29 protein-coding genes and 1 tRNA gene are annotated in these 26,470 nt (G+C 69.5%); 21 read left to right on the top strand and 9 right to left on the bottom strand.

From position 1 onward, the window contains the following. Positions 1-6 precede the first annotated feature (6 nt). The gene (locus AW273_RS31930; RefSeq protein ID WP_062356492.1) at positions 7-1,290 is read left to right on the top strand and encodes an ArsB/NhaD family transporter; all 1,284 of its coding nucleotides are present in this window, start codon (positions 7-9) and stop codon (positions 1,288-1,290) included. Here the strand turns inward: AW273_RS31930 and AW273_RS31935 are convergent. The 3 genes from AW273_RS31935 to AW273_RS31945 all read right to left on the bottom strand — a co-directional run bounded on the left by AW273_RS31935 (position 1,281) and on the right by AW273_RS31945 (position 4,602). Beyond that, the gene (locus AW273_RS31935; protein WP_062356493.1) at positions 1,281-2,441 is read right to left on the bottom strand and encodes an esterase-like activity of phytase family protein; all 1,161 of its coding nucleotides are present in this window, start codon (positions 2,439-2,441) and stop codon (positions 1,281-1,283) included. The two genes, AW273_RS31930 and AW273_RS31935, sit on opposite strands and share 10 nt — an antisense overlap. A gap of 144 nt (positions 2,442-2,585) precedes the next feature. After that, entirely contained in the window at positions 2,586-3,245 is a 660-nt protein-coding gene (locus AW273_RS31940) for a potassium channel family protein (protein WP_198168465.1), read from the bottom strand. After that, positions 3,238-4,602, bottom strand: coding sequence for a TrkH family potassium uptake protein (locus AW273_RS31945; RefSeq protein WP_062356496.1), 1,365 nt, complete (start codon positions 4,600-4,602; stop codon positions 3,238-3,240). Before AW273_RS31945 ends, AW273_RS31940 begins: the two co-directional genes overlap by 8 nt. A 74-nt stretch (positions 4,603-4,676) precedes the next feature. Here AW273_RS31945 and AW273_RS31950 point away from each other — a divergent pair, with 74 nt between their 5' ends. Then, positions 4,677-5,147, top strand: coding sequence for a MarR family winged helix-turn-helix transcriptional regulator (locus AW273_RS31950; RefSeq protein ID WP_062356499.1), 471 nt, complete (start codon positions 4,677-4,679; stop codon positions 5,145-5,147). A 1-nt stretch (position 5,148) separates the two neighbouring features. Here AW273_RS31950 and AW273_RS31955 read toward each other — a convergent pair whose 3' ends face one another. After that, positions 5,149-5,373 (bottom strand): hypothetical protein, encoded by a 225-nt coding sequence (locus AW273_RS31955; RefSeq protein WP_062356502.1) that lies wholly within the window; start codon positions 5,371-5,373, stop codon positions 5,149-5,151. A gap of 137 nt (positions 5,374-5,510) precedes the next feature. Between AW273_RS31955 and AW273_RS31960 the strand changes: the two genes are divergently transcribed. The 11 genes from AW273_RS31960 (at position 5,511) to AW273_RS32010 (ending at position 11,017) form a co-directional block, all read left to right on the top strand. Continuing rightward, a complete protein-coding gene (locus AW273_RS31960; protein ID WP_063910183.1) occupies positions 5,511-6,461 on the top strand; it encodes an AraC-like ligand-binding domain-containing protein in 951 nt (316 codons plus the stop codon). 19 nt (positions 6,462-6,480) lie between these two features. After that, complete coding sequence (locus AW273_RS31965; protein ID WP_062356507.1) at positions 6,481-7,398, top strand: BtrH N-terminal domain-containing protein; 918 nt, start codon at positions 6,481-6,483, stop codon at positions 7,396-7,398. 101 nt (positions 7,399-7,499) lie between these two features. Beyond that, positions 7,500-7,715, top strand: coding sequence for a hypothetical protein (locus AW273_RS31970; protein WP_062356510.1), 216 nt, complete (start codon positions 7,500-7,502; stop codon positions 7,713-7,715). Between the two features lie 3 nt (positions 7,716-7,718). Continuing rightward, positions 7,719-8,153 carry a gas vesicle protein GvpJ gene (gvpJ, locus tag AW273_RS39515; RefSeq protein ID WP_062356512.1) on the top strand — a complete coding sequence of 145 codons (435 nt, stop codon included), beginning with the start codon at positions 7,719-7,721 and terminating at the stop codon, positions 8,151-8,153. Position 8,154: 1 nt separating this feature from the next. Continuing rightward, on the top strand, positions 8,155-8,913 hold the full coding sequence (locus AW273_RS31980; protein WP_232327697.1) for a GvpL/GvpF family gas vesicle protein: 759 nt from the start codon (positions 8,155-8,157) through the stop codon (positions 8,911-8,913). Beyond that, on the top strand, positions 8,913-9,146 hold the full coding sequence (locus AW273_RS31985) for a gas vesicle protein GvpG (protein ID WP_062356516.1): 234 nt from the start codon (positions 8,913-8,915) through the stop codon (positions 9,144-9,146). Before AW273_RS31980 ends, AW273_RS31985 begins: the two co-directional genes overlap by 1 nt. A gap of 3 nt (positions 9,147-9,149) precedes the next feature. Beyond that, positions 9,150-9,407 carry a gas vesicle protein GvpO gene (gene gvpO, locus AW273_RS31990; RefSeq protein ID WP_030452768.1) on the top strand — a complete coding sequence of 86 codons (258 nt, stop codon included), beginning with the start codon at positions 9,150-9,152 and terminating at the stop codon, positions 9,405-9,407. Between the two features lie 4 nt (positions 9,408-9,411). Then, on the top strand, positions 9,412-9,762 hold the full coding sequence (locus tag AW273_RS31995; RefSeq protein ID WP_062356519.1) for a gas vesicle protein: 351 nt from the start codon (positions 9,412-9,414) through the stop codon (positions 9,760-9,762). Beyond that, positions 9,755-10,522, top strand: a complete 768-nt coding sequence (locus AW273_RS32000; protein WP_062356521.1) for a GvpL/GvpF family gas vesicle protein — start codon at positions 9,755-9,757, stop codon at positions 10,520-10,522. The genes AW273_RS31995 and AW273_RS32000 overlap by 8 nt, the downstream gene beginning before the upstream one ends. Beyond that, entirely contained in the window at positions 10,512-10,724 is a 213-nt protein-coding gene (locus tag AW273_RS32005; RefSeq protein WP_062356523.1) for a gas vesicle protein, read from the top strand. The genes AW273_RS32000 and AW273_RS32005 overlap by 11 nt, the downstream gene beginning before the upstream one ends. Further along, complete coding sequence (locus tag AW273_RS32010; RefSeq protein ID WP_062356526.1) at positions 10,721-11,017, top strand: gas vesicle protein K; 297 nt, start codon at positions 10,721-10,723, stop codon at positions 11,015-11,017. Before AW273_RS32005 ends, AW273_RS32010 begins: the two co-directional genes overlap by 4 nt. On the opposite strand, the gene AW273_RS32015 is transcribed toward AW273_RS32010, so the two are convergent. The 3 genes from AW273_RS32015 to AW273_RS32025 form a co-directional block, all read right to left on the bottom strand. Next, positions 10,971-11,852 (bottom strand): universal stress protein, encoded by an 882-nt coding sequence (locus AW273_RS32015; protein WP_063910184.1) that lies wholly within the window; start codon positions 11,850-11,852, stop codon positions 10,971-10,973. The genes AW273_RS32010 and AW273_RS32015 overlap by 47 nt on opposite strands. Before the next feature lie 5 nt (positions 11,853-11,857). Beyond that, positions 11,858-12,301, bottom strand: coding sequence for a DUF2267 domain-containing protein (locus tag AW273_RS32020; protein WP_062356532.1), 444 nt, complete (start codon positions 12,299-12,301; stop codon positions 11,858-11,860). 94 nt (positions 12,302-12,395) lie between these two features. Beyond that, entirely contained in the window at positions 12,396-13,673 is a 1,278-nt protein-coding gene (locus AW273_RS32025) for a phosphoribosyltransferase (RefSeq protein ID WP_062356535.1), read from the bottom strand. 368 nt (positions 13,674-14,041) lie between these two features. On the opposite strand from AW273_RS32025, the gene AW273_RS32030 reads away from it, so the two are divergent. Further along, positions 14,042-14,386: a type II toxin-antitoxin system RelE/ParE family toxin gene (locus AW273_RS32030; protein WP_062356538.1), complete on the top strand. Its 345-nt coding sequence runs from the start codon at positions 14,042-14,044 to the stop codon at positions 14,384-14,386. A 5-nt stretch (positions 14,387-14,391) separates the two neighbouring features. Then, on the top strand, positions 14,392-14,691 hold the full coding sequence (locus tag AW273_RS32035; RefSeq protein WP_062356599.1) for a helix-turn-helix domain-containing protein: 300 nt from the start codon (positions 14,392-14,394) through the stop codon (positions 14,689-14,691). Between the two features lie 695 nt (positions 14,692-15,386). On the opposite strand, the gene AW273_RS32040 is transcribed toward AW273_RS32035, so the two are convergent. Further along, positions 15,387-15,472 (bottom strand) — tRNA-Leu (locus AW273_RS32040). Positions 15,473-15,603: 131 nt separating this feature from the next. Between AW273_RS32040 and AW273_RS32045 the strand changes: the two genes are divergently transcribed. The 3 genes from AW273_RS32045 to AW273_RS32055 all read left to right on the top strand — a co-directional run bounded on the left by AW273_RS32045 (position 15,604) and on the right by AW273_RS32055 (position 19,644). Beyond that, entirely contained in the window at positions 15,604-16,902 is a 1,299-nt protein-coding gene (locus tag AW273_RS32045) for a M20/M25/M40 family metallo-hydrolase (protein WP_062356541.1), read from the top strand. 190 nt (positions 16,903-17,092) lie between these two features. Then, the gene (locus AW273_RS32050; protein WP_232327698.1) at positions 17,093-17,536 is read left to right on the top strand and encodes a hypothetical protein; all 444 of its coding nucleotides are present in this window, start codon (positions 17,093-17,095) and stop codon (positions 17,534-17,536) included. Positions 17,537-17,724: 188 nt separating this feature from the next. Next, positions 17,725-19,644: a chaplin family protein gene (locus AW273_RS32055; protein ID WP_062356546.1), complete on the top strand. Its 1,920-nt coding sequence runs from the start codon at positions 17,725-17,727 to the stop codon at positions 19,642-19,644. A 125-nt stretch (positions 19,645-19,769) separates the two neighbouring features. On the opposite strand, the gene AW273_RS38945 is transcribed toward AW273_RS32055, so the two are convergent. Next, a complete protein-coding gene (locus tag AW273_RS38945; protein ID WP_081898449.1) occupies positions 19,770-19,955 on the bottom strand; it encodes a DUF5703 family protein in 186 nt (61 codons plus the stop codon). A gap of 192 nt (positions 19,956-20,147) precedes the next feature. On the opposite strand from AW273_RS38945, the gene topA reads away from it, so the two are divergent. The 3 genes from topA (at position 20,148) to tmk (ending at position 26,469) form a co-directional block, all read left to right on the top strand. Beyond that, positions 20,148-22,907, top strand: coding sequence for a type I DNA topoisomerase (gene topA, locus AW273_RS32060; protein WP_062356549.1), 2,760 nt, complete (start codon positions 20,148-20,150; stop codon positions 22,905-22,907). A 144-nt stretch (positions 22,908-23,051) separates the two neighbouring features. Beyond that, positions 23,052-24,278: a metallophosphoesterase gene (locus tag AW273_RS32065; RefSeq protein ID WP_062356552.1), complete on the top strand. Its 1,227-nt coding sequence runs from the start codon at positions 23,052-23,054 to the stop codon at positions 24,276-24,278. Between the two features lie 160 nt (positions 24,279-24,438). Next, positions 24,439-26,469, top strand: coding sequence for a dTMP kinase (gene tmk, locus AW273_RS32070; protein ID WP_062356554.1), 2,031 nt, complete (start codon positions 24,439-24,441; stop codon positions 26,467-26,469). Position 26,470 lies beyond the last annotated feature (1 nt).

Consider the following 26,470-nt stretch of genomic DNA (forward strand, 5'->3'; position numbering starts at 1 on the left):
GCCGGGATGAGCGCAATCCTCGCCGTCGCCGTCTTCGTGATCGCGTTCTACTTCATCGCCACGGAGAAGGCGGACAAGGTCAAGGTCGTTCTCATCGCCGCCGGGGTCATGACCGTCCTCGGTTTCGCGCCCGGAGCGGAAGTGTTCTTCTCCGAGCATTCCGGCGTCGACTGGAACGTCATCTTCCTGCTGCTCGGCATGATGGTCATCGTCGGGGTGGTCAAGCAGACCGGGTTGTTCGACTATCTGGCCATCTGGGCGGCGAAACGGTCACTCGGGCGGCCCTACCGGCTGATGGTCATGTTGATGGCCATCACGGCCGTCGCCTCGCCGTTCCTCGACAACGTCACCACGATCATGCTGGTCGCACCGGTGACGGTGATGGTCTGCAACCGGCTGCGCATCCCGGCCCAGCCCTATCTGATCGCCGAGATCCTCGCCTCGAACATCGGCGGCGCCGCCACCCTGATCGGCGACCCGCCCAACATCATCATCGGCAGCCGCGCGGGCCTGACCTTCAACGACTTCCTGATCCACATGGCCCCGGCCGTCGTCGTGATCTTCGCGGCGTTCGTGCTGCTCACCTACCCGCTGTTCCGCAAGTCCTTCGAATACCACCCCGAGCACGTCGCGGCCGTCATGGCCCTCCAGGAGAGGCGTGCCATCACCGACACGCGGCTCCTGATCAAGTCGCTGGCGGTGCTGGGCGGCGTGGTGGTCGCGTTCGGGCTGCACTCGGTCGTGCACCTCCAGCCGTCGATCGTCGCCCTGGTGGGCGCCGGCGTCATGCTGCTGGTCACCAAGGTCGACCTCTCGGACGTGCTCAAAGAGGTCGAATGGCCCACGCTGGTCTTCTTCATGGGCCTGTTCGTGATGGTCGCCGGGCTCACCCACACCGGGGCGATCCGGGCGATCGGCGAGTGGACCGTGGACCTGTTCGGCCAGAACCACTTCGCCGCCGCCACGTCACTTCTCTTCGGATCGGCCGTGCTGGGGGCGTTCTTCGACAACATCCCGTACGTCGCCACGATGGCCCCGGTGGTCGAGGGCATGGCCGCCGCCGCCCCCGACCCGCAGACCTCGCAGGCCCTCTGGTGGTCGTTCGCCTTCGGCGCCGACTTCGGGGGCAACGGCACGGCCGTCGCGGCCAGCGCCAACGTGGTCGCGATCGGCATCGCCGCCCGGACGGGCAACCCGATCTCGTTCTGGCAGTTCACCCGCTACGGAATCGTGGTGACCCTGCTGAGCACGACCATGGCGTGGGCCTACATCTGGCTCCGCTACTTCTGATGGGCCTTGCCGTGCGCCACGGGGCAGCCCTTGGCGGCGTACAGGAGGAACTGGGTCGACTCCTCGGCGGAGAAGTTGTCGTCGGAACCGATCACCAGGGTGCACTCGCCGGTCTTCAGGCGCGGTCCCCAGGCCAGGCTTTCGAGGTTCTGCGTGGGCTCGGGCCGGTTGATGTCGAGGACCAGCGTCTTGCGGACCGGCCGGTAGAACATGCGGGTCATCAGGCTGTCGCGGTTCAGGATGTTGGTCGCGCCGCGCAGGTCGATCTCGTAGAGCCGCACCCGGTAGTTGACGCCCTCGATCCACGACCGCTCCAGCGCCAGGTAGCGGTGGTCGTCGATGGCCAGCAGCTCCGATACCCCGCTGTCGGTGGCGCCGGTCGGCGGGATCGGGGCGGCGGGCAGCTTCTCGATCGGGTAGGCGTACTGGGCGCGGACCCGGCCCTCGCGGTTCCAGACGGTGATCCGGGCGGGGGCGCCGCCGTCGACGGTCGGCGGGGCGCCGTCCTCGAAGCGCGGACCCTCGACGATCGCGGTGATCCGGCGTTTGGTCAGCGTCAGGCCCTCGATGCCGAAGTTGCGGCGCGGCCCCCGGTTCTCGTCGGTCAGCAGCAGGTTGTCGGGTAGCTGGAGGCCCCGGACGTGCTCGCCCTGCCGGTTGACCCAGCGGATGAACTGCTGCGACAGCGGGATGGCGGTGTTCTGCGGGTCGGGCCGGTCACCCTCGCTCGACCAGACCAGCTTCCGGTTCAGCGGGTCCCAGCGGATGCTCTCGGGGTCGGCCGAGTCGGGCTGCGCGTAGGCGGGGTAGGGCGAGCCGTCGGGCCGCTTCAGGGTGTGGACGCTCTTGATCGACACCCCGCGGAACTCGCCGGTCCGCCGGTTGATGTCGAGCTTTCCGGTGTAGAACCGGGCCGGCTGGTAGCGCCAGCGGTCGTCGGAGATGAAATACCAGGTCCCGGTGGCCGGGTCGCGGTCGATCCCGGAGATGCCGCCGAACGTGGTGCCCTCGACCTGAGTCAGGTGCGGCAACCGCTGCTCACCGAGGAACCGGGTGATCCGGAAGTCCGGCCGGTCGGCCGCCAGCGCGGGCGGGGCCAGGCCGATCAGGGCCATGGCCACCAGGGCGATCCGGGCAAGATGGTGTCGCACGATTCTCCTCGTCCCCCGAACAATTCGATCGGGGTCATGAGATCGCGTACGACGGCGCAAGTCACGCGTGGAGATCCGGGCGCGCTTCCGCAATTCCCCGCATTTCGCGCCTAGCGGGACGGTTCCTTGACCTTCCCCTGATACTCACGGGAGTTCGGCGAACCGCTCCACATCGTCGGTGCGCCCGGAGATCAGGATCACGTCGCCGTAGGAGAGCTCGGTGTCGGCGGTCGCGTACGTGAAATCCTCGTTCGGACTCTTCACGGCCACCACCGTGACCCCGTATTTGCGGCGCAGGTTCGACTCTCCGAGGGGCCGCCCCACGTATTCGCGCGGCGGGCGCGTCTTGCAGAGCGCGAAGTCGTCGTCGACCTGCATGTAGTCGAGCATCCGGCCGCTCACCAGCCGCGCCACCCGCTCGCCCATGTCGTTGTCGGGGAACACCACGTGGTGGACGCCGATGCGGCGCAGGATCTGGCCGTGCTGCTTGGTGACGGCCTTGGCCCAGATGTCGTCGATCTCCATCTCGACCAGCAGGGCGGCGGTCAGGATGCTCGCCTCCAGGCCGGTCCCGATCGCGACCACGGCCCGGTAGAAGTCGGGCACGCCGAGCTGCCGCAGCGCCTCCAGGTCGGTCGCGTCGGCGGTCGCCACGTGGGTGATGCTCCCGGCCAGGTGTTGCACGGTCTTGGGGTTGTTGTCGATGGCCAGCACCTCGGTGCCCCGGCGGGTGAGTTCGAGAGCCAGCGAGCTCCCGAACCGGCCCAGTCCGATGACCACGACCGCGTCGCTCTTGTCAGCCAACGATCACACGCTCCTCGGGGAGTTCGTAACGGCGGGTGCGTTCCTTCAACGCCAGCGCCGAGCCAAGAGTGAGGGGGCCGATGCGCCCGATGAACATCAGGACCAGCAGCAGCACCTGCCCCGCCTGCGGCAGATCAGCCGTGATGCCGGTCGACAGGCCCACCACGCCGGTGGCCGACACGACCTCGAACAGCACCTCTCCCAGCGGATGGGGGCTGATCACCAGCAGCACGTACGTCGACACGGCCACCAGCGCCGCGCTCATCGCCGTGATGACGATCGCCTGCCGCTGCACCGACGACGACAACCGCCGATGGCCGACGTTGACGTGGTTCTCGCCGCGCATCTCGGCCCACACGATCAGGACGACGAGCCCGAAGGTGGTCACCTTGATCCCGCCGGCCGTGCCGGCGCTGCCGCCGCCGATGAACATCAGCAGTTCGGTGGCCAGCCAGCTCGACGGCTCCATCGAGGCGATGTCGATGCTGTTGAACCCGCCCGACCGGGGCATCACGGCGGTGAAGAACGCGGCCAGCAGCTTCCCCGGGTCGTCGAGCGCGCCCAGCGTCTTCGGGTTGTGCCACTCGGCCGACAGGAAGACGAGCGTGCCGCCGGCCAGCAGGACGGTCGTCACGAACAGGGTGATCCGGGTCAGCACCGACCAGCGGCCGGGGTGGCGCCAGACCCGCACCAGCTCGAAGATGACGGGGAACCCGAGGCCGCCGACGATGACCGCGACGGCGATGGTCAGGCAGATCCACGGATCGGCGGCGAACCTGATCAGGCCGTCGGGCCACAGGGCGAAACCGGCGTTGTTGAACGCCGAGATCGCATGGAAGAAGCCCAGATAGGCGCCGCGCAGCACGGGTTCGTCGTAGGCGACGACGAACCGGACACTCAGGATCGTGCCCGCGACCGTCTCGCAGAAGAGGCTGAACAACACGACGTTGCGGACCACCCGCCGCACGTCGCTCATGTTCATCGCGCGGGTCTCCACCTGCGCGATCATCTGGGTGCGCAGCTTCAGCCGCCGCGCGAGCAGGACCGTGAACAGGGTGGCCAGGGTCATGATCCCGAGGCCGCCCATCTTGATGAGCGCCGCGATCACGATCTCGCCGAACACCGACCAGTGGGCCGCGGTGTCGACCATGACCAGGCCGGTCACGCACGCCGCCGAGGTGGCGGTGAACAGGGCCGGCATCAGCCCGGGTGAGGTCCCGGACGTCGTCGCGACGGGCAGCGACAGCAGGAGGGTGCCCACCAGGATGGCGAACCCGAACCCGCCGACGACCACCCGAGCGGGATGGTGAAAGATCGACGGCCGGCGGACGCGCCGCGCCGTTAACAACCCAGCCATTGGAGAAACGCCTCCGGGAGCACGGCGTGATCGGCCCCCACGCTAACAGCAACCACCGGGTTAGGGTGGAATGCATGGCTTCCCGGCTCGCATCCAACTTCGGCTGGTCCATGGCGATGGTCCTGCGGCGCTGGCAGGAGTTCGCCGAGGAGGCCTTCAAAGACCTCCCCCACGGCAGCCGCGGGTTCCATTTACTCTCAGTGGTGGTGCACGAAGAAGTCCGCACCCAGGGCGCGCTCGCGACCAGGCTGGCCGTCGACCGGACCGTCCTGACCTATGTGATCGACGACCTTGAGAAGGCCGGGCTGATCGAGCGTCAGCAGGACCCACGCGACCGGCGTGCGTGCCGGATCGTCGCCACCGAGCAGGGCCGCAAGGTCCAGGCCGAGGGCGAGCGACGCATGGCCGACGCCGAGAGGCACGTGCTCGGCGGCCTCCCGGAAGATCAGCGGGAGGCCTTTCGCGACTTCGCCGACCGGGCCGCCGAAGCGATCTTCAACGCCGCCCCCGGCACCGATCCCTGCCGCGCGACCGAGCGACCGTAGGTCAGGCGTACAGGAACCAGAACCACTGGTTGCCGCCCATGGTCTGGTAGACGCACCGGTAGCTGGTCCACCAGCCCCACTGGATGCCCAGGTTGCCGCCGTTGTAGCAGTCGGACTGGAGGTAGTAGGCGTACCGGATGCTGTCGGCCTGGGCGGGCGCGGCCGTGACCGAGACGGTGAGGAACACGCCGCTGACGAGGGCGGCCGCGGCGAGCAGTCTGCGCATGTCGATCCTTCGGGGGGAGTGGGGGCCGGCACCCGGAATATCGCACCGGCTCGGGCCGTCTCCCAGGCGTGCGCTCCGGAACGGGCGGCGACCTCGGCGGATGGTGTCCCGCTCGTGAAACCTTCAGCGGAGGAATGATGCAGACCACCCTCATCCGGCTGGACCACTTACCGGCCGGCGAGCGGTTCGACTTCTGGTGGGAGGCCGTCGCCCGGTCGGTGGTGTCGGTGGACGCCGCCAGCGCGCACGCGGCCGACTTCTGGGCCGAGATGACCGCCGTGGACCTCGGGCTGATCCAGATCTCCCGGGTCCGCTCGGCGTCGTTCGAGGCCCGCCGGACCACCCGGCGCATCCGCCAGTCGGACCCCGGGTTCTACCAGCTCAACTACACCGTGACCGGCAGATCGGGCCTGGAGCAGCAGGGCCGCCAGTGCTCGCTGAATGCCGGCGACTTCACCCTGTACGACACCTCGCGCCCCTTCCACGCCTGGTCGGCGGCCACCCCGAGCCAGCCGCCCCACGGCATCGTCGTCCAGTTCCCGCACCGGGCCATCCCCCTCCCGGCGGGCACGGTCGAACGCCTGCTGTGCCGGCCGATCCCCGGCCGCACCGGCGTCAACGGACTGCTGGCCGGCCTGCTCATGCGGCTCGTCGGCTCCCGGCCCGCCCCGGCCCCGCCGACCACGACCGTCCTGGAACTGATCACCGGACTGCTGGCCGACCACGCCGGCGTCGCCAAGCCCGCAGACGTCCCGCTCATCAGGATCCAGGCCTTCATCGAAGACCACCTCCCCGACACCGGCCTGTCTCCCGCGTCGGTCGCCCAGGCCCACCACATGTCCCTGCGCAACCTCCAGCGCCTCTTCGAACGCCAGGGCCTCACCGCGGCGAGCTGGATCCGCGACCGCCGCCTGGCCCGCGTCCGCCGCGACCTGACCGACCCGCGCTGCGACACCCTCGCGGTCCGGTCGATCGGGGCCCGATGGGGATTCCAGAACGACGCCCACTTCAACCGCACGTTCCGGGCCGCCTACGGGGTGTCGCCGGGGGCCTACCGGACGGGCGTGCGCTCGACTCTCACACGGTGAGAGGGCCCAGGCTTGTCCTGTGCACCACTGCGAGACCACGACCCTGGGCGTGCTGCTGCGCCACGAAGGGCTCCACCTGTCCGAACCGATGTTGTTCGGGCTCGGCGCCGGCCTGTCGTTCGTCTATTGGGACGCCAGGGCGATGCCGTTCCCCTTTCTGGGCGGCCGGGTCAAGCCGTTCGAGCTCACCAGGAACCTGACCACCCGGCTGGGCCTCACGCTGCGGGTCGAGGAGACCACCTCGCCGCGTAGGGCGTGGCAGAACGTGGCGACCCCCCTCGACGCCGGACGCCCGGTCGGCCTGCAGCTCGACTGCTACCACCTGGAGTACTTCCGGTCGAAGGTCCACTTCGGCGGCCATGTCGTCGCCGTGTGCGGCTACGACGAGCACGACGTCCACCTCGTCGACACCGATCAGCAGGGCGGGCGGGTCCGCACCAGCCGCGAGAGCCTGGCCCTGGCACGGGCCGAACGCGGCCCGATGACCGCCAGGAACCGGTCGTTCACGATCGCCCTGCCGGAGACCCCGGTCCGCTGGCAGGACGCGATCGGGCCGGCCATCAGAGACTGCGCCGTGGCCTTCCTTTCCGCGCCCATCGCCAACCTCGGCCATCGCGGCATCGGGAAGGCCGCGAAACTGGTGCCGAAATGGCGGTTGCCGGCCGAAGACCGGCGGCAGGCGGCCCTCCTCATGGAGAAGGGCGGAACCGGCGGCGCGCTGTTCCGCAACCTCTATCGGGACTTCCTCGCCGAGTGCCTGGAGACGGTCGACCACCCGGAGATCCGCGCCGCCCACGAGCTGTACGCCGAAGCCGCCGCCCGGTGGACCGAGGTGGCCGCGCTGATCGAGCAGGGGCGTCTCGACGAGGCGGGCGCCGTTCTCGGCGACCTCGCCCGCATCGAGGAAAACGCCATGCGGCTGCTCCGGCAGATGTAGCACCCGAGTCACGAACCCCTCAAGCTTGTTCCTCCTGTGCTGATATGTGGTTGTTTGTCCGACTTGTGGGGATGGTGGGCCTGTTCGGGAAGGGATGAGCGATGGCCACGCCGAAGGAACCGGTCCCCGGAGGGGAACGGCCGCTCGCGCGGCTGATCCGGGAACTGGGCGGCCTTCTCCTGGCCCTCGTCCAACGCGCCTCGCCCTCCGCCGGCGAGACGCCGATCGTCGTCCGGGAAGGGCCGAACGCGAACGTCGCCCGGCCGGTACGGCGCCTCACCCGACCCCAGGGAGAAACGACCAGCAGGGAGAGGTAACTCATGACGGTGCAGCCTGTGGGAAGCCGGCCGGGAGGCGGCGTACAGAGGGGCTCCTCCGGCAGCGGCCTGGCCGACGTCATCGACACGATCCTCGACAAGGGGCTCGTCATCGACGCCTACGTCAGCGTCTCGCTGATCGGCATCGAGATCCTGAGCATCGACGCCCGGATCGTCGTGGCGAGCGTGGACACCTACCTGCGTTTCGCCGAGGCGACGAACCGGCTCGACCTCACCAAGTCCAGGAAACCCGGGCTTCCCGAGGTCGTCCAGACGGCCACGAGCGGCGGAGGCGGCCAGCAGGCCCCTCAGCCCGAACAGCCCGAACAGCTCGAACAACTGGAGCAGAACAAGGAACGCAGCCCGCTGGAGGCCGCCGGCGACAAGCTGAGCGACTTCTCCGATGCGGTTCCCCGCCAGCGCAGGCAGGAGGGCTGACATGGACCAGTCGGCGACCTACATCTACGGCGTCGTCCCGCAGGACATCGAGGTCGACGCGGAGGCCACCGGAGTGGGCGACCCGCCCGCGAAGATCACGTCGATCCGCCACGGCAAGATCGCCGCTCTGGTGAGCGACGTCAGTCCGGGCCGTCCGCTCGGCACACCCAAGGATCTGTACGCCCACGAGCAACTCCTCAACGCCACCGCCGCAGAGGTGCCCGTGCTGCCGATCCGCTTCGGCGCCGTGGTGGCCAGCCGCGAGGCCGTCGTCGAGGAGTTCCTGGCCCCCTATCACGACGAGTTCGCCGCCGCCCTCACCGAGCTGGAGGGCCGCTCCCAGTACGTGATCAAGGGGCGGTTCGACGAGGACACGGTGCTCGGCGAGATCCTGGCCGAGAACCCCGAGGCGGCCCGGCTCCGCGAGGAGATCAGCGCGCTGCCCGAGGACGCCGCCCGCGACCACCGCATCCGCCTCGGCGAGATCATCAACCAGTCGATCGAGGCCAAACGCGACGCCGACACGGCCGCCATGTGGGACCAGGTCGAACCCGTCACCGTCATGCGGACCGTCCGCCAGCCGTCGCACGAACTCGACGCCGTCCACCTCGCCGTCCTCGTCGAGAACACCCGGCAGGACGACCTGGAGCACGCCGTCGAGGACCTCGGGCGCAAGTGGGCCAACCAGGTCACGCTGAGCCTGTTCGGCCCGATGGCGCCGTACGACTTCATCGTCTCGCAGGATCAGGACGGCGAGTGATGGGCCTGTTCACCGCGATCCTCGAACTGCCGCTGGCCCCGGTCAAAGGGGTGATCCGGCTCGGCGAACTGCTGCGCGACGAGGCTGAGCGCACGATGCGCGACCCGACCGTGGCCAGACGGGAACTGGAGCAGATCGAGGCGGCCCAGGCCGCGGGCGAGCTCACCGACGAGGAGGCGTCCGAGGCGATGAACGCGGTCCTGCGGCGCATGATGCCGCCGGAGGGAGAGTGACCGATGGGCACCCTGACGGCCGTGACCGCGGGAGAGGCCGGAGTGAAGCTCATCTCCGGCCTCACCTCGAAGGAGGCGGAGGGCGTCACCCTCGTCGAACCGGCCGAGTCGGGCTGGCTGGTGGTCGTCGAGGTCGTCGAAGACCGCCGCATCCCCTCCTCCGGCGACATCCTGGCGCTCTACGAGGCAGACCTCGACAAGGAGGGCAACCTGCTGTCGTACCGGAGAAAGGCCAGGTACCGGCGAGGCACGGGAGGCTGATGAGATGACCGACGGGTCCCGATACGCGCCGGCCGTACGTCCCGGCTCCCAGCCCGCCGCGCGCAGAGAACCCGCCAACCTCGGCGACATCCTGGAGCGGGTCCTCGACCGGGGTGTCGTCATCGCGGGCGACATCCGCGTGAACCTGCTCGACATCGAACTGCTCACGATCAAACTCCGCCTGGTGATCGCCTCGGTCGACACGGCCAAGGAGATGGGCATCGACTGGTGGGAACACGACCCGTGGCTGACCGGCGACAGCAAGGCCCTCCAGGACGAGAACCGCCGGCTCCGCGCCCGCCTCGACGCCCTGGAGGAGAACCGGTCACTCGAATCGGGAGACCACCATGACTGACACCGGCACCTACCTGTACGCGGTGACGGAGGAGACCCCGTCCTCCGGCGTGGCGGGCCTGCACGGCGTCGCCGGGACGACGGTGCGCACCATCCCGTGCGAAGGCCTGGTCGCCTACGTGAGCACCGTCCCGCTCGACCAGTTCGGCGCCGAACCGCTGAGACGGTCGATGGAAGACCTCGACTGGCTGGGCGAGACGGCCGGAGCCCACCACCACGTGGTGGAGGAGGTCGCCGACCGGTCACCCGTCGCCCCCGTCCGCCTGGTGACCGTCTACCGAGGCGACGAGCAGGTGAGAGACCTCCTCCGGGAACGCCACGACGATTTCGTGCACGTCCTCTCGACCGTCGCCGGCCGCCGGGAGTGGGGCGTGAAGGCGTACGCCGACCTGAGCGCCCCCGCCCCCGCCGCGGCCGCGCCTTCGCGGGGCGGCCCGGGAACGGCCTATCTGAAGAAGCGCCAGGCGGGCCTGCGCAGCCGCGAGGAGGCGTGGAGACAGGCCGCCGCGCAGGCGGAACACCTGCACGACACCCTGTCGGCGGTCGCCGTCGCCAGCCACCGCCACCGTGCCCAGGACCCCGAACTGTCCGGACGCAGGGAGGCGATGCTCCTCAACGGGGCCTACCTCGTCGAGAGCTCGCGCGACGAGGAGTTCCTCAAGACCGTCGACGGCCTGCGCGGCCGGGGCGTGGAAGTGGAGCTCACCGGCCCCTGGGCGCCCTACTCCTTCACCGACCTGGAGGTGCGGGGTGACGGTTGACAACCCTCGCGGCGCCGCCCTGGCCGAGCAGGGGCGGCTTCCGGCCGAGCGGGTGGCCCTGGTCGACCTCCTCGACCGGTTGCTGGCCGGGGGCGTGGTGGTCAGCGGCGACCTGGTGTTGTCCATCGCCGACATCGACCTGGTGCGCATCTCGCTGCGGGTTCTGATCATGTCCGTGCGCGAGAACCTGGGGGAGGCATGAGCGAACCTGTCCGGACGACCCGGATGCGGATCCAGACCGACTCGGAGGCCATGGAGCGGGACCTGTCCCGGCTCGTGCTGACGTTGGTGGAACTGGTCCGGCAACTGGTGGAACGTCAGGCCATACGGCGGATGGAGCAGACCGATCTGACCGATGAGCAGATCGAGGTGCTGGGCCTGACCTTGATGCGGCTGGAAGAGGCGATGACCGAGGTGTGCGAACGGTTCGGGTTGTCTCCGTCGGAGCTCAACCTCGATCTCGGCCCTCTCGGCACTCTCCTGCCGCAGGAGTGAGGCCGGCGGCGCGCACCACCGCCACGGGGCACGACGCGTGGTGCAGGACACCGTGGCTGACCGACCCCAGCACGGCCGAGCGGATCGTCCCCCTGCCCCGCGAACCCACGACGACCAGGTCGGCGCGCACGGACGCCTGGCACAGCGCCGCGACGGCATTCCCGCGCACCACCGACACGGCCGGCTCGACCATGGGGTACCGCTCCGTCCAGGGCGCCAGCACGCCGCGAGCACGTTCCCGCAGCGCCTGGGCGATGATCTCGGGGTCCAGCCGGCCGGACGGCATGTCCCAGGCGTACACGACCCGTAGCCGGGAACCGCGTGCCCGCGCCTCCTCGAAGGCGTAGTCGAGGGCAGGGTGCACGTCGTCCTCGGGATCGAGCCCGGCCACGATCTCCCGCCGCATGACGGCGGGCGCGCCGTGCACCACCACCACGGGCACCGCCACCTGCCCCGCGAGGCCCATGGCCACCGAGCCCAGCAGAAGCCCCGCGAAGCCGTTCAGACCGCGGCTTCCCACCACGACGGCCGCCGCGTCGACGGCCTGTGCGCGCAGTATCTCCGTGGCGTCGCCGTAGAGCAGTTCGGTGGTCGTCCGGACGTCGGCACGGGACTCGGCGGCCAGGTCGGCCGCCTCGGTCAGCATCCGCTCGCCTTCCTCGCGGGCCGCGTCGTCGAGCGCCCGCTCGTATGGCCGCCCGCCGAGGACGACGGGCGGCACGACGTGGACGATCCGCAGGTCGCGGCCGTGTCTCTCCGCGTCGTCGACGGCCCACAACACCGCGGCCAGCGCCTGCCGCGATCCGTCGACGCCCACGACGACCGGCTCGGACATGCCGGTCAGCCCGTCCCGTTCCTCTCCGTGGGCCACAACACGGCACGCACGTCGTGGGGCAACCGCTCAAGCAGATGCATGACCGCCGGTTCGGAGAGCTCACCGCAGAGGAACTCCGTGACCGTGGGAGCGAGCTTCGGGACGTCGTGGAGGGCGATGCGGCCGGAGCGGGCGAAGTATTCGACGAACTCCTCCCGGCCGCGGCGGATCGGCACCCGGTTGGGGTCCCAGCCGTTGTAGTACACCCCGCGCAGCAGATCGGGCAGTTGCGCGGCGAAATGGGCCCCGTTCTGCACCGTCAGACCGTCTCTGACCGCGTGCAACCAGGCCCTCAGCACCCGCTGGGAGAAGTCGCGATCTTCGGTGCCGATCGCCTCGGAGAGGTGGGCCAGCCACCGGTTGGTGGTTTGAACGGTGTGCTCGATGCTCTGTACTCGTGTGTGCGACATTGTCTCCCCCGAGATGTGGTGTCGCTCTCACCGGCTCGATGCGTTGTCATCGGGCGTGTCGTTTCAACCAGTTCATCCCCCTCACCGTCGTTTCCTACCCGGCCGGGAGATGGTCGGTGAACCAGTCGCGCGCCAGACCGGCGACGATCTCCAGCGCTCCCGGCTCCTCGAACAGGTGAGTGGCGTCAGGGACGATCTCCAGGTGGTTCTCGCAACGCAACCGCTGCTGCGCCCTCTGGTTGAGATCGAGCACCAGTTCGTCCCGCCCGCCCACGATCAGCAGCGTCGCCGCGCGCACCTCCGGCAGACGCGGCCCGGCCAGATCCGGCCGCCCGCCACGGGAGACGACGGCGGCCACCGGGTTGCCCGGCTCCGCCGCCGCCCACAACGCGGCCGCGGCGCCGGTGCTGGCCCCGAAGTAGCCGATCGGCAACCCCGCCACCACAGGCTCGTCGGCCAGCCAGGCCGTCACCGGCCCCAGCCGCCCGGCCAGCAACCCGATGTCGAACACCTTGCCGCGGTCATCCTCCTCGTCGGCCGTGAGCAGGTCGAACAGGAAGGTGGCCAACCCCGCCTGATTGAGCACCGAGGCCACGTACCGGTTACGCGGACTGTGCCGGCTGCTGCCGCTCCCGTGCACGAACGCCACCACCCACTCGGCGTTCTCCGGGACGACGAGCTGCCCCGGCAGGCGAACCGGGCCGACGTCCACCAGCACATCCAGTTGATCGGATTTCACCGCGCCGCCGGCCCGCCGCAGCAACTCGGCCACCTCCTCATCGGTGGTCTGCGTGAAATCGGAGTAGCAGACGCCAATGGCCCAGAGCGCGGACGGCGTCTCCACGCAGATCACCTCATCGGCGTCCCGACGCAGCCTCGCCAGCACGTCCGGAGTGCCGACCGGGACCGCCAGGACCACACGCGCGGCGCCGCGCGCCCGAGCCACCTGGCAGGCCGCACGAGCCGTGCCCCCAGTGGCGACCCCGTCGTCCACGATGACGACCGTCCGCCCGGCGAGGTCGAGCGGCGCCCGACCAGGCCGGAAGCGGCGCGCACGATCCCGGACCTCCGCCTGCTCACGCTCCTCGACGGTCGCCATCTCCTCCTGAGTCACGCCCGTCATCCGGACGACCTCCGGATTGACCACCCGCACACCGCCCTCACCGATCGCGCCGAACCCGAGCTCGGACTGGAACGGCACCCCCAGCTTGCGGACCACGATCACATCCAGCGGCGCACCCAGGGCCTGCGCCACCTCGAAGGCCACGGGCACACCACCCCGAGGCAACCCGAGGACGACCGGCCTTTCTCCGGCCAGCCCGATCAGACGTTCCGCCAGCCGAACACCCGCATCATGACGATCAACGAACATCGGCGTACCTGCCTCCCCGACGCTGTGACGAAGGACCCCCTCTCATCACCATCGGGCGTCAGGGAGCACGGTGGACAGGGTCGAAAGGCCCGGTTCGTGAACGGCCGAGTATCGAGACGCTGGTCAACGCGTCAAGCGGACCTGGTCGGTCGGGGTTCTAAGGCACAGGGAGATTGACCTGTCGGCCGTCGAAACAGTAAGTGGAGGCTCGGCGGTGGGCCCGGCCTTCACTGCGCATCGAAATCGAATATGTGACGGTGGGGGTCTGAGTTGCGTCCAGACCGCTGGATTCGGCTCACGACGAGGTGAACTGGGCTGATGCGCCATTCGCAGGACGGCGCACTTGCCAGGCTTATAACGTCCATGTTATGACTTGGGGAGAGGTGGAACTGGAGCCCGAGGTCGACAAGTGGTTCGACTCGCTCAGCCAGGATGATCAGGAGACGGCCGTCTTCTACGTCGACCTCCTGGTACAGCGGGGCGTGCTGCTCGGCGAGCCGTACACCAGGCAGTTGCACGGCAAGCTCCGGGAACTTCGCTTCCATCTCTCTCGCGAGGCAGTGCGGATCACCTACTGGATCGCCTCGGGCAGGAGGATCATCCTGCTCACGGTGTTCAAGAAACAGCGGATGCGCGAGGCCGGTGAGATCGAGCGGGCGATGCGGGCCATGGAGCGGTGCATCGCCGAGGCGCACACTGCAGATGAGGAGTGAGGGCCATGGCGGAGCGCAGGGCGTGGGCTGACAAGCGTGCCGAGATCATGAGCCGTCCGGGTGCCGGTGCCGCTTATGAGGCCGCTCGTCTTCGGTTCGAGTTGGGAGAGGCGGTAAGACAGCGCCGCGAGGAACTGGGGCTCACGCAGGCGGAACTGGCTGAGCGGGCCGGCCTCAAGCAGCCCGCGGTCGCCCGCTTCGAGGCGGGAGGCACGATGCCCACCATCCCCATGCTGGAACGCCTCGCTGAGGCGCTCGAGGTGCGGCTCAACGTCCAATTCCAGCCACTCCGCCAGGCAAGCTGACCCAGCGCAAGGAAGCAGCTCACGCAGAGTGGAGGACTTCTGGTCGGGGCCCGGCTCGCGCGATCACATCACGCAGTTGTGCCCAGCGGCCGGAGGTTTTCGCCACGCGCTGTCGTTCGACCTCGGCTCCCGGCAGACGCTCGCGCACCTGACGCGGGGAATATCACGGGGCACACCACTGCTGCGGCCCTCGTTCTGGCAGCCATAGATCAGGTCCCCACTGTTTGAGCCGGTTGCGTCGAGGCGGCGGGCGACATCACGCCGTACCAAGCGATGCCGGAATTCCAGGGTGCCCTCATCGTCAGGACGTTCCCTCCGCCAACTGTCAACCTGGCGGCAGAGGTTGTCACGTTCCCTCGTACTGAATGCGCCTGCATCGCCTCTCCGTGGCCATTGCCCTAGGCGGGCGCATGCCCATTGACGGCTTTAGCGGCGACGCCGACGAAGTAAGGCAGCCCTGGAACAGCAACTCCGACGGCTGCCCGCGCGCCTCAAGTCCGGTCACTGGACCGCGACGGCCTGGCTGCTGCTCTGAAGGACCCCGGGGGGATGGTGGACGTCCTCGGCCGCGCCGAACTGGCAGACAAGACCAAGATCTACGGCCACCTCGGCCTGACGTTTGACTTACCACTCGGGACAAAACGAAGTCCTGGTCGCCTCTTCGGCTGACCAGGACTCCATGGGGTTACGGTTTGTGTCCGAGGGGGGACTTGAACCCCCATGCCCATCACTGGGCACTAGCACCTCAAGCTAGCGCGTCTGCCTATTCCGCCACCCGGACCGGTGACCCACACACGGAACGTCTTCCCCGCGTCGGCTGTTAAAGGTTAGCACTCCCGGCCGCGTGGTTCATCCCGAGATCCAACCGGCAGGATGGGACGCGCAAGCCGAACCACGCTCTGGAGGAACGCCATGACCGCCGTCACCGGCGAGAACGACGTCGTCACCCTGTGCCAGGAACTCATCCGCATCGACTCCACGAACGCGGGCGACAACCGCGGGCCGGGGGAACGTGAGGCGGCGGAGTACGTAGCGGCAAAGCTGGACGAGGTCGGGATCGAGGCCACGATCCTGGAAAGCGATCACAAGCGGGCGAACGTCATCGCCCGGATCGAGGGCACCAACCCCGACCGTGAAGGTCTGATCCTCCACGGCCACCTCGACGTCGTCCCGTTCCGCGCCGAGGACTGGCGGCATCATCCCCTGTCGGGGGAGATCGCCGACGGGTGCGTCTGGGGGCGGGGGGCGGTGGACATGAAGGACATGGACGCCATGATCCTCGCCACCGTCCGCAAGCGGCTCAGGGAGGGGCGCCGGCCCGAGCGGGACGTCGTCCTCATCTTCACCGCCGACGAGGAGGCCGGCGGGAGCTATGGCGCGCAGTGGCTCGTCGACAACCATCCGCACCTCTTCGAGGGGGCCACCGAGGCCATCGGTGAGGTGGGCGGGTTCAGTGTCACCCTGGCCGAGGACAAGCGGCTCTATCTCATCGAGGCCGCGGAGAAGGGCATCGCCTGGATGAAGCTGACCGCCACGGGGCGGGCCGGGCACGGGTCGATGCTCAACCAGGAGAACGCCATCACCGAGCTCTCGGAGGCGCTCGCGCGGCTGGGGCGTTACGAGTGGCCGATCCGGATCACCCCCACGGTCAGGTCGTTCTTCAAGGAGGCCTTCGACATCGAGATCGAGGCCGAGAGCGCCGAGGCGGCCGTGGCCAAGCTCGGGCCGCTCGCGCGCATGGTCGGCGCGACGCTGCGAAACACGACCAACCCGACGATGCTGGAGTCGGGATACAAGGCCAACGTCATCCCTCAGACCGCGACCGCCCGGGTCGACGGCCGCTTCCTGCCCGGCCAGGAGGAGGAGTTCTTCCAAACCGTGGACGAGCTCCTCGGGCCCAACGTCACGCGCGAGTTCGACTACCACGACATCGCCGTCGAGACCTCGTTCGACGGGCGGCTGGTCAAGGCCATGGCCGACGCGCTCGAACTGGAGGACCCGGGTGCGAAGGCCGTGCCCTACATGCTCTCCGGCGGCACCGACCTCAAGGCGTTCACCCGGCTGGGAATTCGCGGATTCGGGTTCGCTCCGCTGAAGTTGCCCGCTGACCTGGACTTCTCTGGGATGTTCCATGGCGTGGACGAGAGGGTGCCGGTCGATTCGCTCCAGTTTGGGGTGCGGGTGCTTGATCGGTTCCTGGACTTCTCCTGAGTAACGGGTTGCGATCACTTGGTGTGCCTGTAAAGTTACTCCCCGTTGAGGGGTTGATCCGCACTGGGCGGCTCGACGGCACCTGGGAGGTCGCGTGTTCCGCATGCCGAGTGTTCAGCGAGGGGCGTTCGCGCCCGTCGTTGACCGGCATGAGGGCGCGGCCGTCCCGGCCGGGAGCCGGGAAGCTCGGATGGCGCGGTTCGCGGCCGGTTCCCGGCTGAGTCGCCTTTTGGTCGTCGGTGGTCTGATCGCCGTCGGCTGGGTGCTCGGAGTGGTCTTCGGGTTCGCCGGTGAGGCACACGCCTCCACCGGCACCGTCCCCTCACCTGTCGTCGCCGGGTCGGTGCAGGTCGCCGACGGGTTCCCCACGGCGGGCGACGCGCAGGCCATGGCCGGGCGCAACGTCGACGGGCTCACCAGCTCGTCCACGCCGGTCGCGCCTCCACCCGCCTCCGCCGAACACTCTCAGGGCAACGGGCTCGTTCCCCAGAACGGCGGCGGTTCCATCCTTTTCGGGGATGTCGCTCGGTCATTCTCCGGCCCGCGGCCCGCGGCCCTGCCTGTTCCCATGGCGGCCGTGCTTCCCCCGGTCGTCCGCACAGCGGCGGACGACCCATCTTTCTCCCCTGACTGATCCCGCGACCCGGTGGTCGGTCTCGCCTGAGCCCTGGCTCTTCCCCGCCAGGCAGGCATCTCTTTCTCCGCGCGGAAGTCGCGGAATTCGCCAATCCTCGTGACGCTCCATGGCACCGCTGTGCCTTCGGCCTGGAGTTCTTCTGTCACGAGTTGTCAGGTACCCCCAGAACAAATGGAGTTTTCATCATGCGAACGTGGGCGAAGGGCTCTGCCCCCGCGGCTCTCCTCGCGGCCGGCGTCATGGCCCTCGGCACGGGGACCGCTGTCGCCGACACCGACGGCCAGAGCTCGATCGGTGGCGGCAACCAGGTCAACCTGCCGGTGTCCCTCCCGATCGACCTGAGCGGCAACGCCGTCGGGGTCGCGGGCGGCTCGACCGCCACGTCGAAGGGCGGCGCGTCCGTCGACAACAGCGGCACCTCTGGTAAGGGCATCCAGGGCAACACCTCCGGCAAGAGCAGCGTCCTGGGCGGAAACCAGGTGAACGCGCCGGTCAGCGCGCCGATCAACGCCTGCGGCAACGCGATCGCGCTGTTCGGCAACTCCGACGCCGGGTGCAAGGGCGGCTCCGAGGTCAAGACCTCCGGCCACGGCGGCGCCGGCAAGAACACCACCAACGGCGACCACAGCCTGCTGGGCGGCAACCAGGTCACGGCGCCGATCAGCGCCCCCATCAACGCCTGCGGCAACGCGGTGGCCATCTTCGGCGACGCGGTCGCGGGCTGCAAGGGCGGCTCGACCGTCAAGAACACCGGCGCCGGGCCCGGCGGCAACTCCACGTCCGGTCGTTCCGCCGCGCTCGGCGGCAACCAGGTCATCGCGCCGGTCAGCGCGCCGATCAACGTCTGCGGCGTCACCGTCGCGGTCTTCGGTGACGCGTTCTCGGGCTGCAAGGGCGGCTCGACCTCGACCAACGGCGACCCCGGTCCGAAATACCAGCACGGTCCCGGCAAGCCCGGCTCGACCGGCAACGACACCGACGGCCGGTTCGGCGCCGGCAGCGGCAACCAGGTGATCGCCCCGGTCAACCTGCCCGTCAACGTCTGCGGCAACGCCATCGGGGGCGCGCTGGCCGGATGCAAGGGCGGCTCCGAGGCGGTCAACACCACGCCCGGCACCGGCGCCGGCGGCAACACCACCGACGGCCGTTCCGGGGTCGTCTCGGGCAACCAGGTCGTGGCGCCGATCACCGCGCCGATCAACATCTGCGGCAACGCGGTCGCCCTGTTCGGCGAGGCCTTCGCCGGGTGCAAGGGCGGGGCCACCGCCAAGAACGGCGGCAAGGGCGCCGGGGGCAACACCACTTCGGGCCGGTCGGGCGTCGTCGCGGGCAACCAGGTCATCGCGCCGATCACCGCGCCGATCAACGCGTGCGGCAACGCCGTCGCGGCGGCGGGCGGGGCCGAGGCCCACTGCACTGGCGAGGTCTCCGCCGAGGGCGGGCCCGGCGGCGGTGGCAACAGGACCAACGGCAAGTCCGGCGTGCTCGCCGGGAACCAGATCATCGCGCCGATCACGGCGCCGATCAACGCGTGCGGCAACGCGGTCGCCGGGCTGGGCGACGCCGCCGCCGGGTGCCTCGGGGGCAGCCGCGTCGGCCGTTCGGTCAACCACACCACCGGCGACGGTTACGACAACCTGACCCAGAGCTGGGGCAAGGTCGACGCGGCCGAGACCTCCGGCCCGCTGCCCGCCCTGCCGGCGATGAGCTCGGCCCGTCAGCTCACCAAGATGAGCGCCGCCGGTCTGCCGCTGGTCGGCGACCTGCCCGGCATGCTCGGCCTCCCGGCGCTGCCGGGTCTGCCCGGCGCTCCTGCCGTGCCGGCCGCCGCGGGTGGCAAGAAGGCTCCCGCCAAGAACGCGCAGGCCAGCCCGCTGGCCCCGGTCACCGGTGCGGCCCAGGGCCTGCCGGTCGCGGGTTCGCTCGGTTCGGCCGCCTCGGCCCTGCCCGTCGGCGGGCTCGGCCTGATGAGCGCCGCCCAGCCCGACTCGATCACCGGGATGAACTCGGGTTCGCTGGCCGCTCTGCTGCTGGGCGCCATGTTCGCCGCCTCGGCCACCCTGTTCGCCGGCGCCCGCCGCCTGCGCTTCGGCCGCCGCAAGTAAGACGTGCCGTCGCCGTCAGGCGGCGAGTCGATTAGGTGTCTCCCCCGGCCGGGCGGTTCCCGCTGGGGGAGGCGGGAAAGCTTTGCCCGTCTCGGGGGCGCGGCCCGGGGCGGGCAAAGCCATGTTTAAAGGGTGCTGACCGCGCGTATGATCTTCCGTCGCAGCCAGACCCTGCGGCTGCCGTCGGAATAGAGGCGCAGACGGTGGAGTTCCCAATGGCCGTATTCGGCATGTTCCGTCAGGAGTTGACGAGCCGCTTCACGTGAGGTTCCGCGTGGAAGGAAGAGCTCCATGTAGGAGTAGTCGAGCACAGCGATTAGTCTCCCGTTGGGGACGGTGGAGTCCGATGGGCTCTATTCTGCGTCCTCGTGGGATAACGGGTCCAGGTGGTTACAGACCGGGGCCCACCCGGGTAGCCCGAGGGGGAGGGCCGCTCGTGACGGGTTACCGTGAAAGGCCCACACCGACGGGGAAAAGCAGCGAACAGCGAGGTAGGTAGCAGCGTGCCAGCGAACAACGGCAACGCCGGCGGAACCCGCCTGGTGATCGTCGAGTCGCCCGCCAAGGCGAAGACGATCGCCGGGTACCTCGGGCGCGGTTACGTCGTCGAGTCCAGCATCGGCCACATCCGCGATCTTCCGGGGAAGGGCGACACGATCCCCGAGGAGTACGCGAGCCAGGCCTGGGCCAAGCTCGGCGTGAACGTCGAAGAGGACTTCGAGCCGCTCTACATCGTGAACAGCGACAAGAAGTCGCAGGTCTCGAAGCTGAAGCAGCTTCTGAAAGAGGCCGACGAACTCTACCTCGCCACTGACGAAGACCGCGAGGGCGAGGCCATCGCGTGGCACCTGCGCGAGGTGCTGAAGCCGAAGGTGCCCGTCCACCGCATGGTGTTCCACGAGATCACCCCGCAGGCGATCCGCGACGCCGTGGCCAACCCGCGCGACCTCAACCTGCGCCTGGTCGACGCGCAGGAGACCCGGCGCATCCTCGACCGTCTCTACGGTTTCGAGGTCAGCCCGGTCCTGTGGAAGAAGGTCAAGCAGGGGCTCTCCGCGGGCCGCGTGCAGTCGGTCGCGACGCGTCTGGTGGTCGAGCGGGAGCGTGACCGCATCGCGTTCACCAGCGCCGCCTACTGGGACCTTTCCGCCGTTTTCGACACCGGGCTCGGCAGTGACGATCCCAGCCGGTTCGGTGCGACTCTGCTGTCGGTCGCGGGCAAGCGCGTCGCCCAGGGCCGCGACTTCGGCTCCGACGGCCTGCTGACCAGGCAAGACGTGCTCCACCTCGACCAGGCCGCCGCCACCGCGCTGGCCGGTCGGCTGAACGGGGCTTCTTATGCCGTACGTTCGGTCGAGCGCAAGCCGTACACGAGGAAGCCCTACGCGCCGTTCCGGACGACCACCCTCCAGCAGGAGGCGAGCCGGAAGCTGGGGTTCTCGGCCAAGTTCACCATGCAGGTGGCCCAGAAGCTCTACGAGAACGGGTTCATCACCTACATGCGTACCGACAGCATCACGCTGTCGGAGACCGCCGTCGCGGCGGCGCGGGCCCAGGCGATCAAGCTCTACGGGTCGGCCTACGTGCCCGACAAGCCGAGGGTGTACGCCAGCAAGGTCAAGAACGCGCAGGAGGCCCACGAGGCGATCCGCCCGTCGGGCGAGGAGTTCCGCACCCCCGGCGAGACCGGGCTCTCCGGCGACATGTTCCGCCTCTACGAGCTCATCTGGCAGCGCACCGTCGCCTCCCAGATGAAAGACGCCGAGGGCGAGTCGGTGTCGGTCCGTGTCCTGGCCGACCGCGAGCAGGCCGAGTTCAGCGCGACCGGCCGCACCATCACCTTCTACGGCTTCCTGAAGGCCTACGTCGAAGGCGCCGACGACCCGTCGACCGACCGTGACGACTCCGAGAAGCGGCTGCCGAACCTCGCCGAGGGGCAGGCGGTCAACGTCCTGGAGCTCGCCCCGGCCGGCCACGCGACCAAGCCGCCCGCCCGCTACACCGAGGCGTCTCTGGTCAAGGAGCTGGAAGACCGCGAGATCGGACGGCCGTCGACCTACGCGTCGATCATCGGGACGATTTTGGAACGCGGATACGTGTTCAAGAAGGGCACCGCGCTGGTGCCGTCGTTCCTGGCGTTCGCCGTGGTCAACCTGCTGGAGCAACACTTCGGCAACCTGGTCGACTACGACTTCACGGCCGAGATGGAGAAGGTCCTCGACGACATCGCCAACGACCGCGCCGAGCGGGTGCCCGAACTGCGGCGCTTCTACTTCGGCGACGGCGGCGACGGTGACGAGGGCCTGAAAGACCTGGTCAGCGACCTGGGCAACATCGACGCCAAGGAGATCAGCTCGTTCCCGATCAAGGGAACCGACATCGTGATCCGGGTGGGCCGCTACGGCACCTACCTCGACCGCGAGGGTGCCAAGGTCAACGTGCCCAGCGACGTCACGCCCGACGAACTGACCGCCGAGAAGGCCGAGGAGCTGTTCGCCCAGCCGTCCAGCGCCCGCGAGCTGGGCACCGACCCGGTGACCGGGCACGCGATCTGGGTGCGCAACGGGCCCTACGGCCACTACGTGACCGAGGTGCTCCCCGAGGAGGCGCCGGCCGCCGACGCCCCGAAGAAGCGGGTGAAGAAGGCCGACCAGCCGAAGCCGCGCATCAGCTCGCTGTTCAAGTCGATGGACCCCGAGACGATCACCCTCGACGACGCGCTGCGGCTGCTGACGATCCCCCGCGTGATCGGGGAGATCGACGGCGAGGAGGTCGTCGCCCACAACGGCAAGTTCGGTCCCTACATCAAGAAGGGCACCGACTCCCGGTCGCTGACGGCCGAGGAGGAGCTGCTCACGATGACGATCGAGCAGGCCAAGGAGGTGTTCGCGCAGCCGAAGCAGCGGGGCCGCAGGGCCGCCGCCGCGCCGCTGCGCGAGCTGGGCGAAGACCCGGTGTCGAAGAAGCCGGTCGTGGTGAAGGAAGGCCGGTTCGGGCCCTATGTGACCGACGGCGAGACGAACGCCTCGCTGCGCAAGGGCGACACGGTCGAAGACATCACCATCGAGCGGGCGGCCGAGCTGCTCGCCGACCGGCGTGAGAAGGCCCCGGTGAAGAAGGCGCCCGCCAAGAAGGCTCCGGCGAAGAAGACCACCACGGCCAAGACCACCACGGCCAAGACCACCGCCACGAAGACCAAGACGGCGGCGGCGAAGTCGACGACCTCGAAGCCGACGGCTCGGGCGAACACCAAGGCGAAGTAGCCGTTTCACAACTTGCCGGCCTGCGCGGTCCCCCGCGCAGGCGGCGGTTGTCCACAGGCGGCAGGTTGTCCACAGGCGGCTCTCCCGGCTGCGCCGCACGGGTTCTTTGCTCGTAGCATGAGCGCGGTCCGATAGGGGGTACCCGTGGGTTTTCTCGTCGTCGTGTTCGGCGTGGTCTTCGCCGTCCACTACTACCTCTACCGGCGGCTGATCCGGTCGACGACGTTGCCGGGGCGGGCCAGGAGGGCCCTGACCGGCGGGTTGGTCGTGCTGCTCGGGCTGCTGCTGGTGGCGCTGGTGGGCAGTCGCGTGTCGTCGTCGTGGATCGTCCACGTGCTGGCCTGGCCCGGGTTCATCTGGGTCGCGATCATGTTCTACCTGACGCTGATCTGCCTCGTGCTGGAGATCCCCCGGCTGATCCTGAACCGCCGCTTCAAGGGCGACCCGGTCAAGGAGGCGCCGCCGGCCAAGGTCATCCCGGCCACGGTGGGGTCGGCGTCCGGGCTGAAGAAGATCGAGATCCAGGTCGAAGACGTCGTCGAGCCGCCCGAACGGCCCGACCGGCGGTTGTTCATCAACCGTGCGACCGCCGTCGCGGCAGGGGTCGGCGCGGGCACGATCGTCGGGTTCGGCCTGAAGACGGGGCTGGGCGCACCGGTCATCGAGAAGGTGCGGATCTCGCTGCCCGACTTCGCCGGCGGCATGCGGGTCGCCCTGGTCAGCGACATCCACCTCGGGCCGCTGACGGGCATCGGTCACACCGAGCGCATCGTCGAGCTGATCAACACGCTGAAGGCCGACTTCGTGGCCATCGTCGGCGACCTGGTCGACGGGCCGGTCGGCGAGCTCGGCCCGCTGGCCGCCCCGCTCCAGCACATCGCGCCGCCGGCCTACTTCGTGACCGGCAACCACGAGTACTACCTGGCCGACGGGCCCGAGCCGTGGATCGACCTCCTCGGCGAACACGGCATCAAGACCCTCGCCAACGAGCGGGTGACGATCTACGGCCGGCACGGCAACCTCACGCTGGCCGGGGTCAACGACGTCACGGGCGACACCGTGCGCGACGGTCCCGACGTGGAGCTCGCGCTCCACGGGCGGCCCGAGGGGCTGCCGACGATCCTGCTGGCCCACCAGCCCGTCGTCGGCCTGGAGGCGGCGAAGGCCGGGGTCGACCTCCAGCTCTCCGGCCACACCCACGGCGGGCAGATGGTGCCGTTCGACCGCATCGTGCCGCTCCAGCAGCCGGTGGTCCGGGGGCTCGGCAGGATCGGCGACATGCCGATCTACGTCACCCGGGGAGCCGGTTTCTGGGGGCCGCCGGTCCGTGTGGGGGCGCCGCCGGAGATCACTCTGATCGAGCTGACGTGAAGCTCGGGCGCTTGGTTGGCGCTCCCGCCCAAGTCGGGGGGAACACGCATGAATACTGCGGCGATACCCGGTTCGTAATACCCTCAGGCGATGAGCAGCCGGGGCAAACCGGCCCGCTCCAGCCCCCCACCCGCAGCGAGCACCTGGATACGCTGACACCATGAGCACCCCTGGCCGGGCCCGCAAGCCGTCCCACGTGCTGGCCATCGCTCCGTTCCGCCGTCTGTGGACCGCGATGTCCGTCGGCGGGCTGGGCGACTGGCTCGCCCTGATCACCCTGACCGCCCTGGCCGGGACGCTCACGCAAGGAGACGGCTACCCGACGCAGAGCCTGGTGATCGGCGGGGTCTTCCTCGCCAAGCTGCTCCCGGCCGTCCTGCTGGGGCCGCTGGCCGGGCTGCTGGTCTCCAAGGTCGACTGGCGGCTCGCCATGGCCGCGGCCGACGCGGTGCGGTTCGTGGTGGTCCTGCTGGCGTTGATCATCGGCGGCCACCAGTGGCTCATCCTGGCGATGTTCCTGATCGAATGCGCGTCCCTGGTGTGGGGCGCGGGCCGCGACGCCGCCGTCTCCGGGCTGGTGCCCGCCGACCGGCGGGCCGACGCCGAGCGGGTGGGCCTGCTCGCCTGGTACGCCATGGCGCCCCTCGCCGCCTTCCTGTTCGCCCTGGTGGCGGGCCTGGTCAACGTGATCACGGCGATCGTCCCCGGCTTCGGGCTGGGGGCCGGGAAGATCATGATCGTGGTGGCCGGGATCTGCTACCTCGCCACCGCCGCGCTGGTGTTCACCCTCGATCTGCGCAACGCGGGCGGGGCCCCCAAGCCGTCGGTGCTGACCCAGCTCGCCGACGGATGGCGGCTCGCGACGGCGAACCGGGCCGTCAAACGGCTCTACGTCGGCATGATCGGCGTGTTCGCCGCGGTCTCCGTCGTGGTGGCCGTCGGGCGGGCCTACGTCGGGGTGCTCGGCGGCGGCGACGCCGGATACGCCACGGTCTTCTGCGCCGTGTTCGTGGGTGCGGCCGTGGGCTCGTTCTTCGGGCTGCGGTGGCTGAAGGAGCTGTCGCGCCGGCGGTTCTTCGGGCTCTCGATCATCATGGCCGGGCTGACGGTCGCCGCCATCGGGCTGATCCACAATTTGGTGCTCGTGGCGGTGCTGACCTTCGTCTCCGGGGTGTTCGCCGGCATCGCCTGGATCATCGGCTTCACCACGATCGAGGCCGAGTCCGAGGGACGGCGGCCGGTCGACTTCCTCCACGCCGCCGCCCGGGTCGTGTTCCTCGGCGTGGTCGCCGTGGCGGCGCTCGTGGGCGGCTTCTTCGGCGAACACGAACTGGCCGTCAACGGGCTGGCCTACACGTTCGACGGGGCCAACCTGGTGCTGCTCGTCGGGGCCGTGGCGGCCGTGGTGATCGGCGTCCTGTCGCTGCGGCGGCTCGACGACCGGCCGGAGGTGCCGCTGCGGGTCGACCTGCTGGCCGCGCTGCGCGGCGAGCGGTTGGCGCCCGAGCCCCCGGAAGAGGCGCCGGGCATGTTCATCGCCTTCGAGGGCGGTGAGGGGTCGGGCAAGACCACCCAGTCGCGGCTGCTCGCGATCTGGCTGCGCGACCAGGGCTTCGACGTCGTCCAGACGCGGGAGCCGGGGTCGACCAAGGTCGGCATGCGGCTGCGGGCCATCCTGCTCGACTCCACCCACCAGGGCCTGTCGGCCCACGCCGAGACCCTTCTGTACGCCGCCGACCGGGCCGAACACGTCGAGAAGGTCATCAGGCCGGCACTGGAGCGCGGGTCGATGGTGGTCTGCGACCGCTACGTCGACTCGTCGCTGGCCTACCAGGGGGCCGGGCGCGTCCTGGGGGCCGACGAGGTCGCCCAGGTCAACCAGTGGGCCACCGGCGGGCTGGTGCCCCATCTGACCGTGCTGGTCGACGTGCCGCCGTCGGTGGGGCTGCGGCGGCACGCCCACCCCGCCGACCGGATCGAGTCGGAGCCGCTCGACTTCCACGAGCGGGTCCGCTCGGAGTTCCGCGCCCTGGCCGCCCGCGACCCCGAGCGCTACTTCGTCGTCGACGGCACGCTCAGCCAGCCCGAGGTGTCGCGGTTGATCCAGGATCGGGTCCGTGAGGTGCTGCCCGACCCGGTGCCCCGGGAGACTGAGGCCAGCACCGGAACGATGCCCGCGATCAGGGACTAGC

Source organism: Herbidospora yilanensis, from assembly GCF_001570565.1.
In the GTDB taxonomy this organism is placed as follows: domain Bacteria; phylum Actinomycetota; class Actinomycetes; order Streptosporangiales; family Streptosporangiaceae; genus Herbidospora; species Herbidospora yilanensis.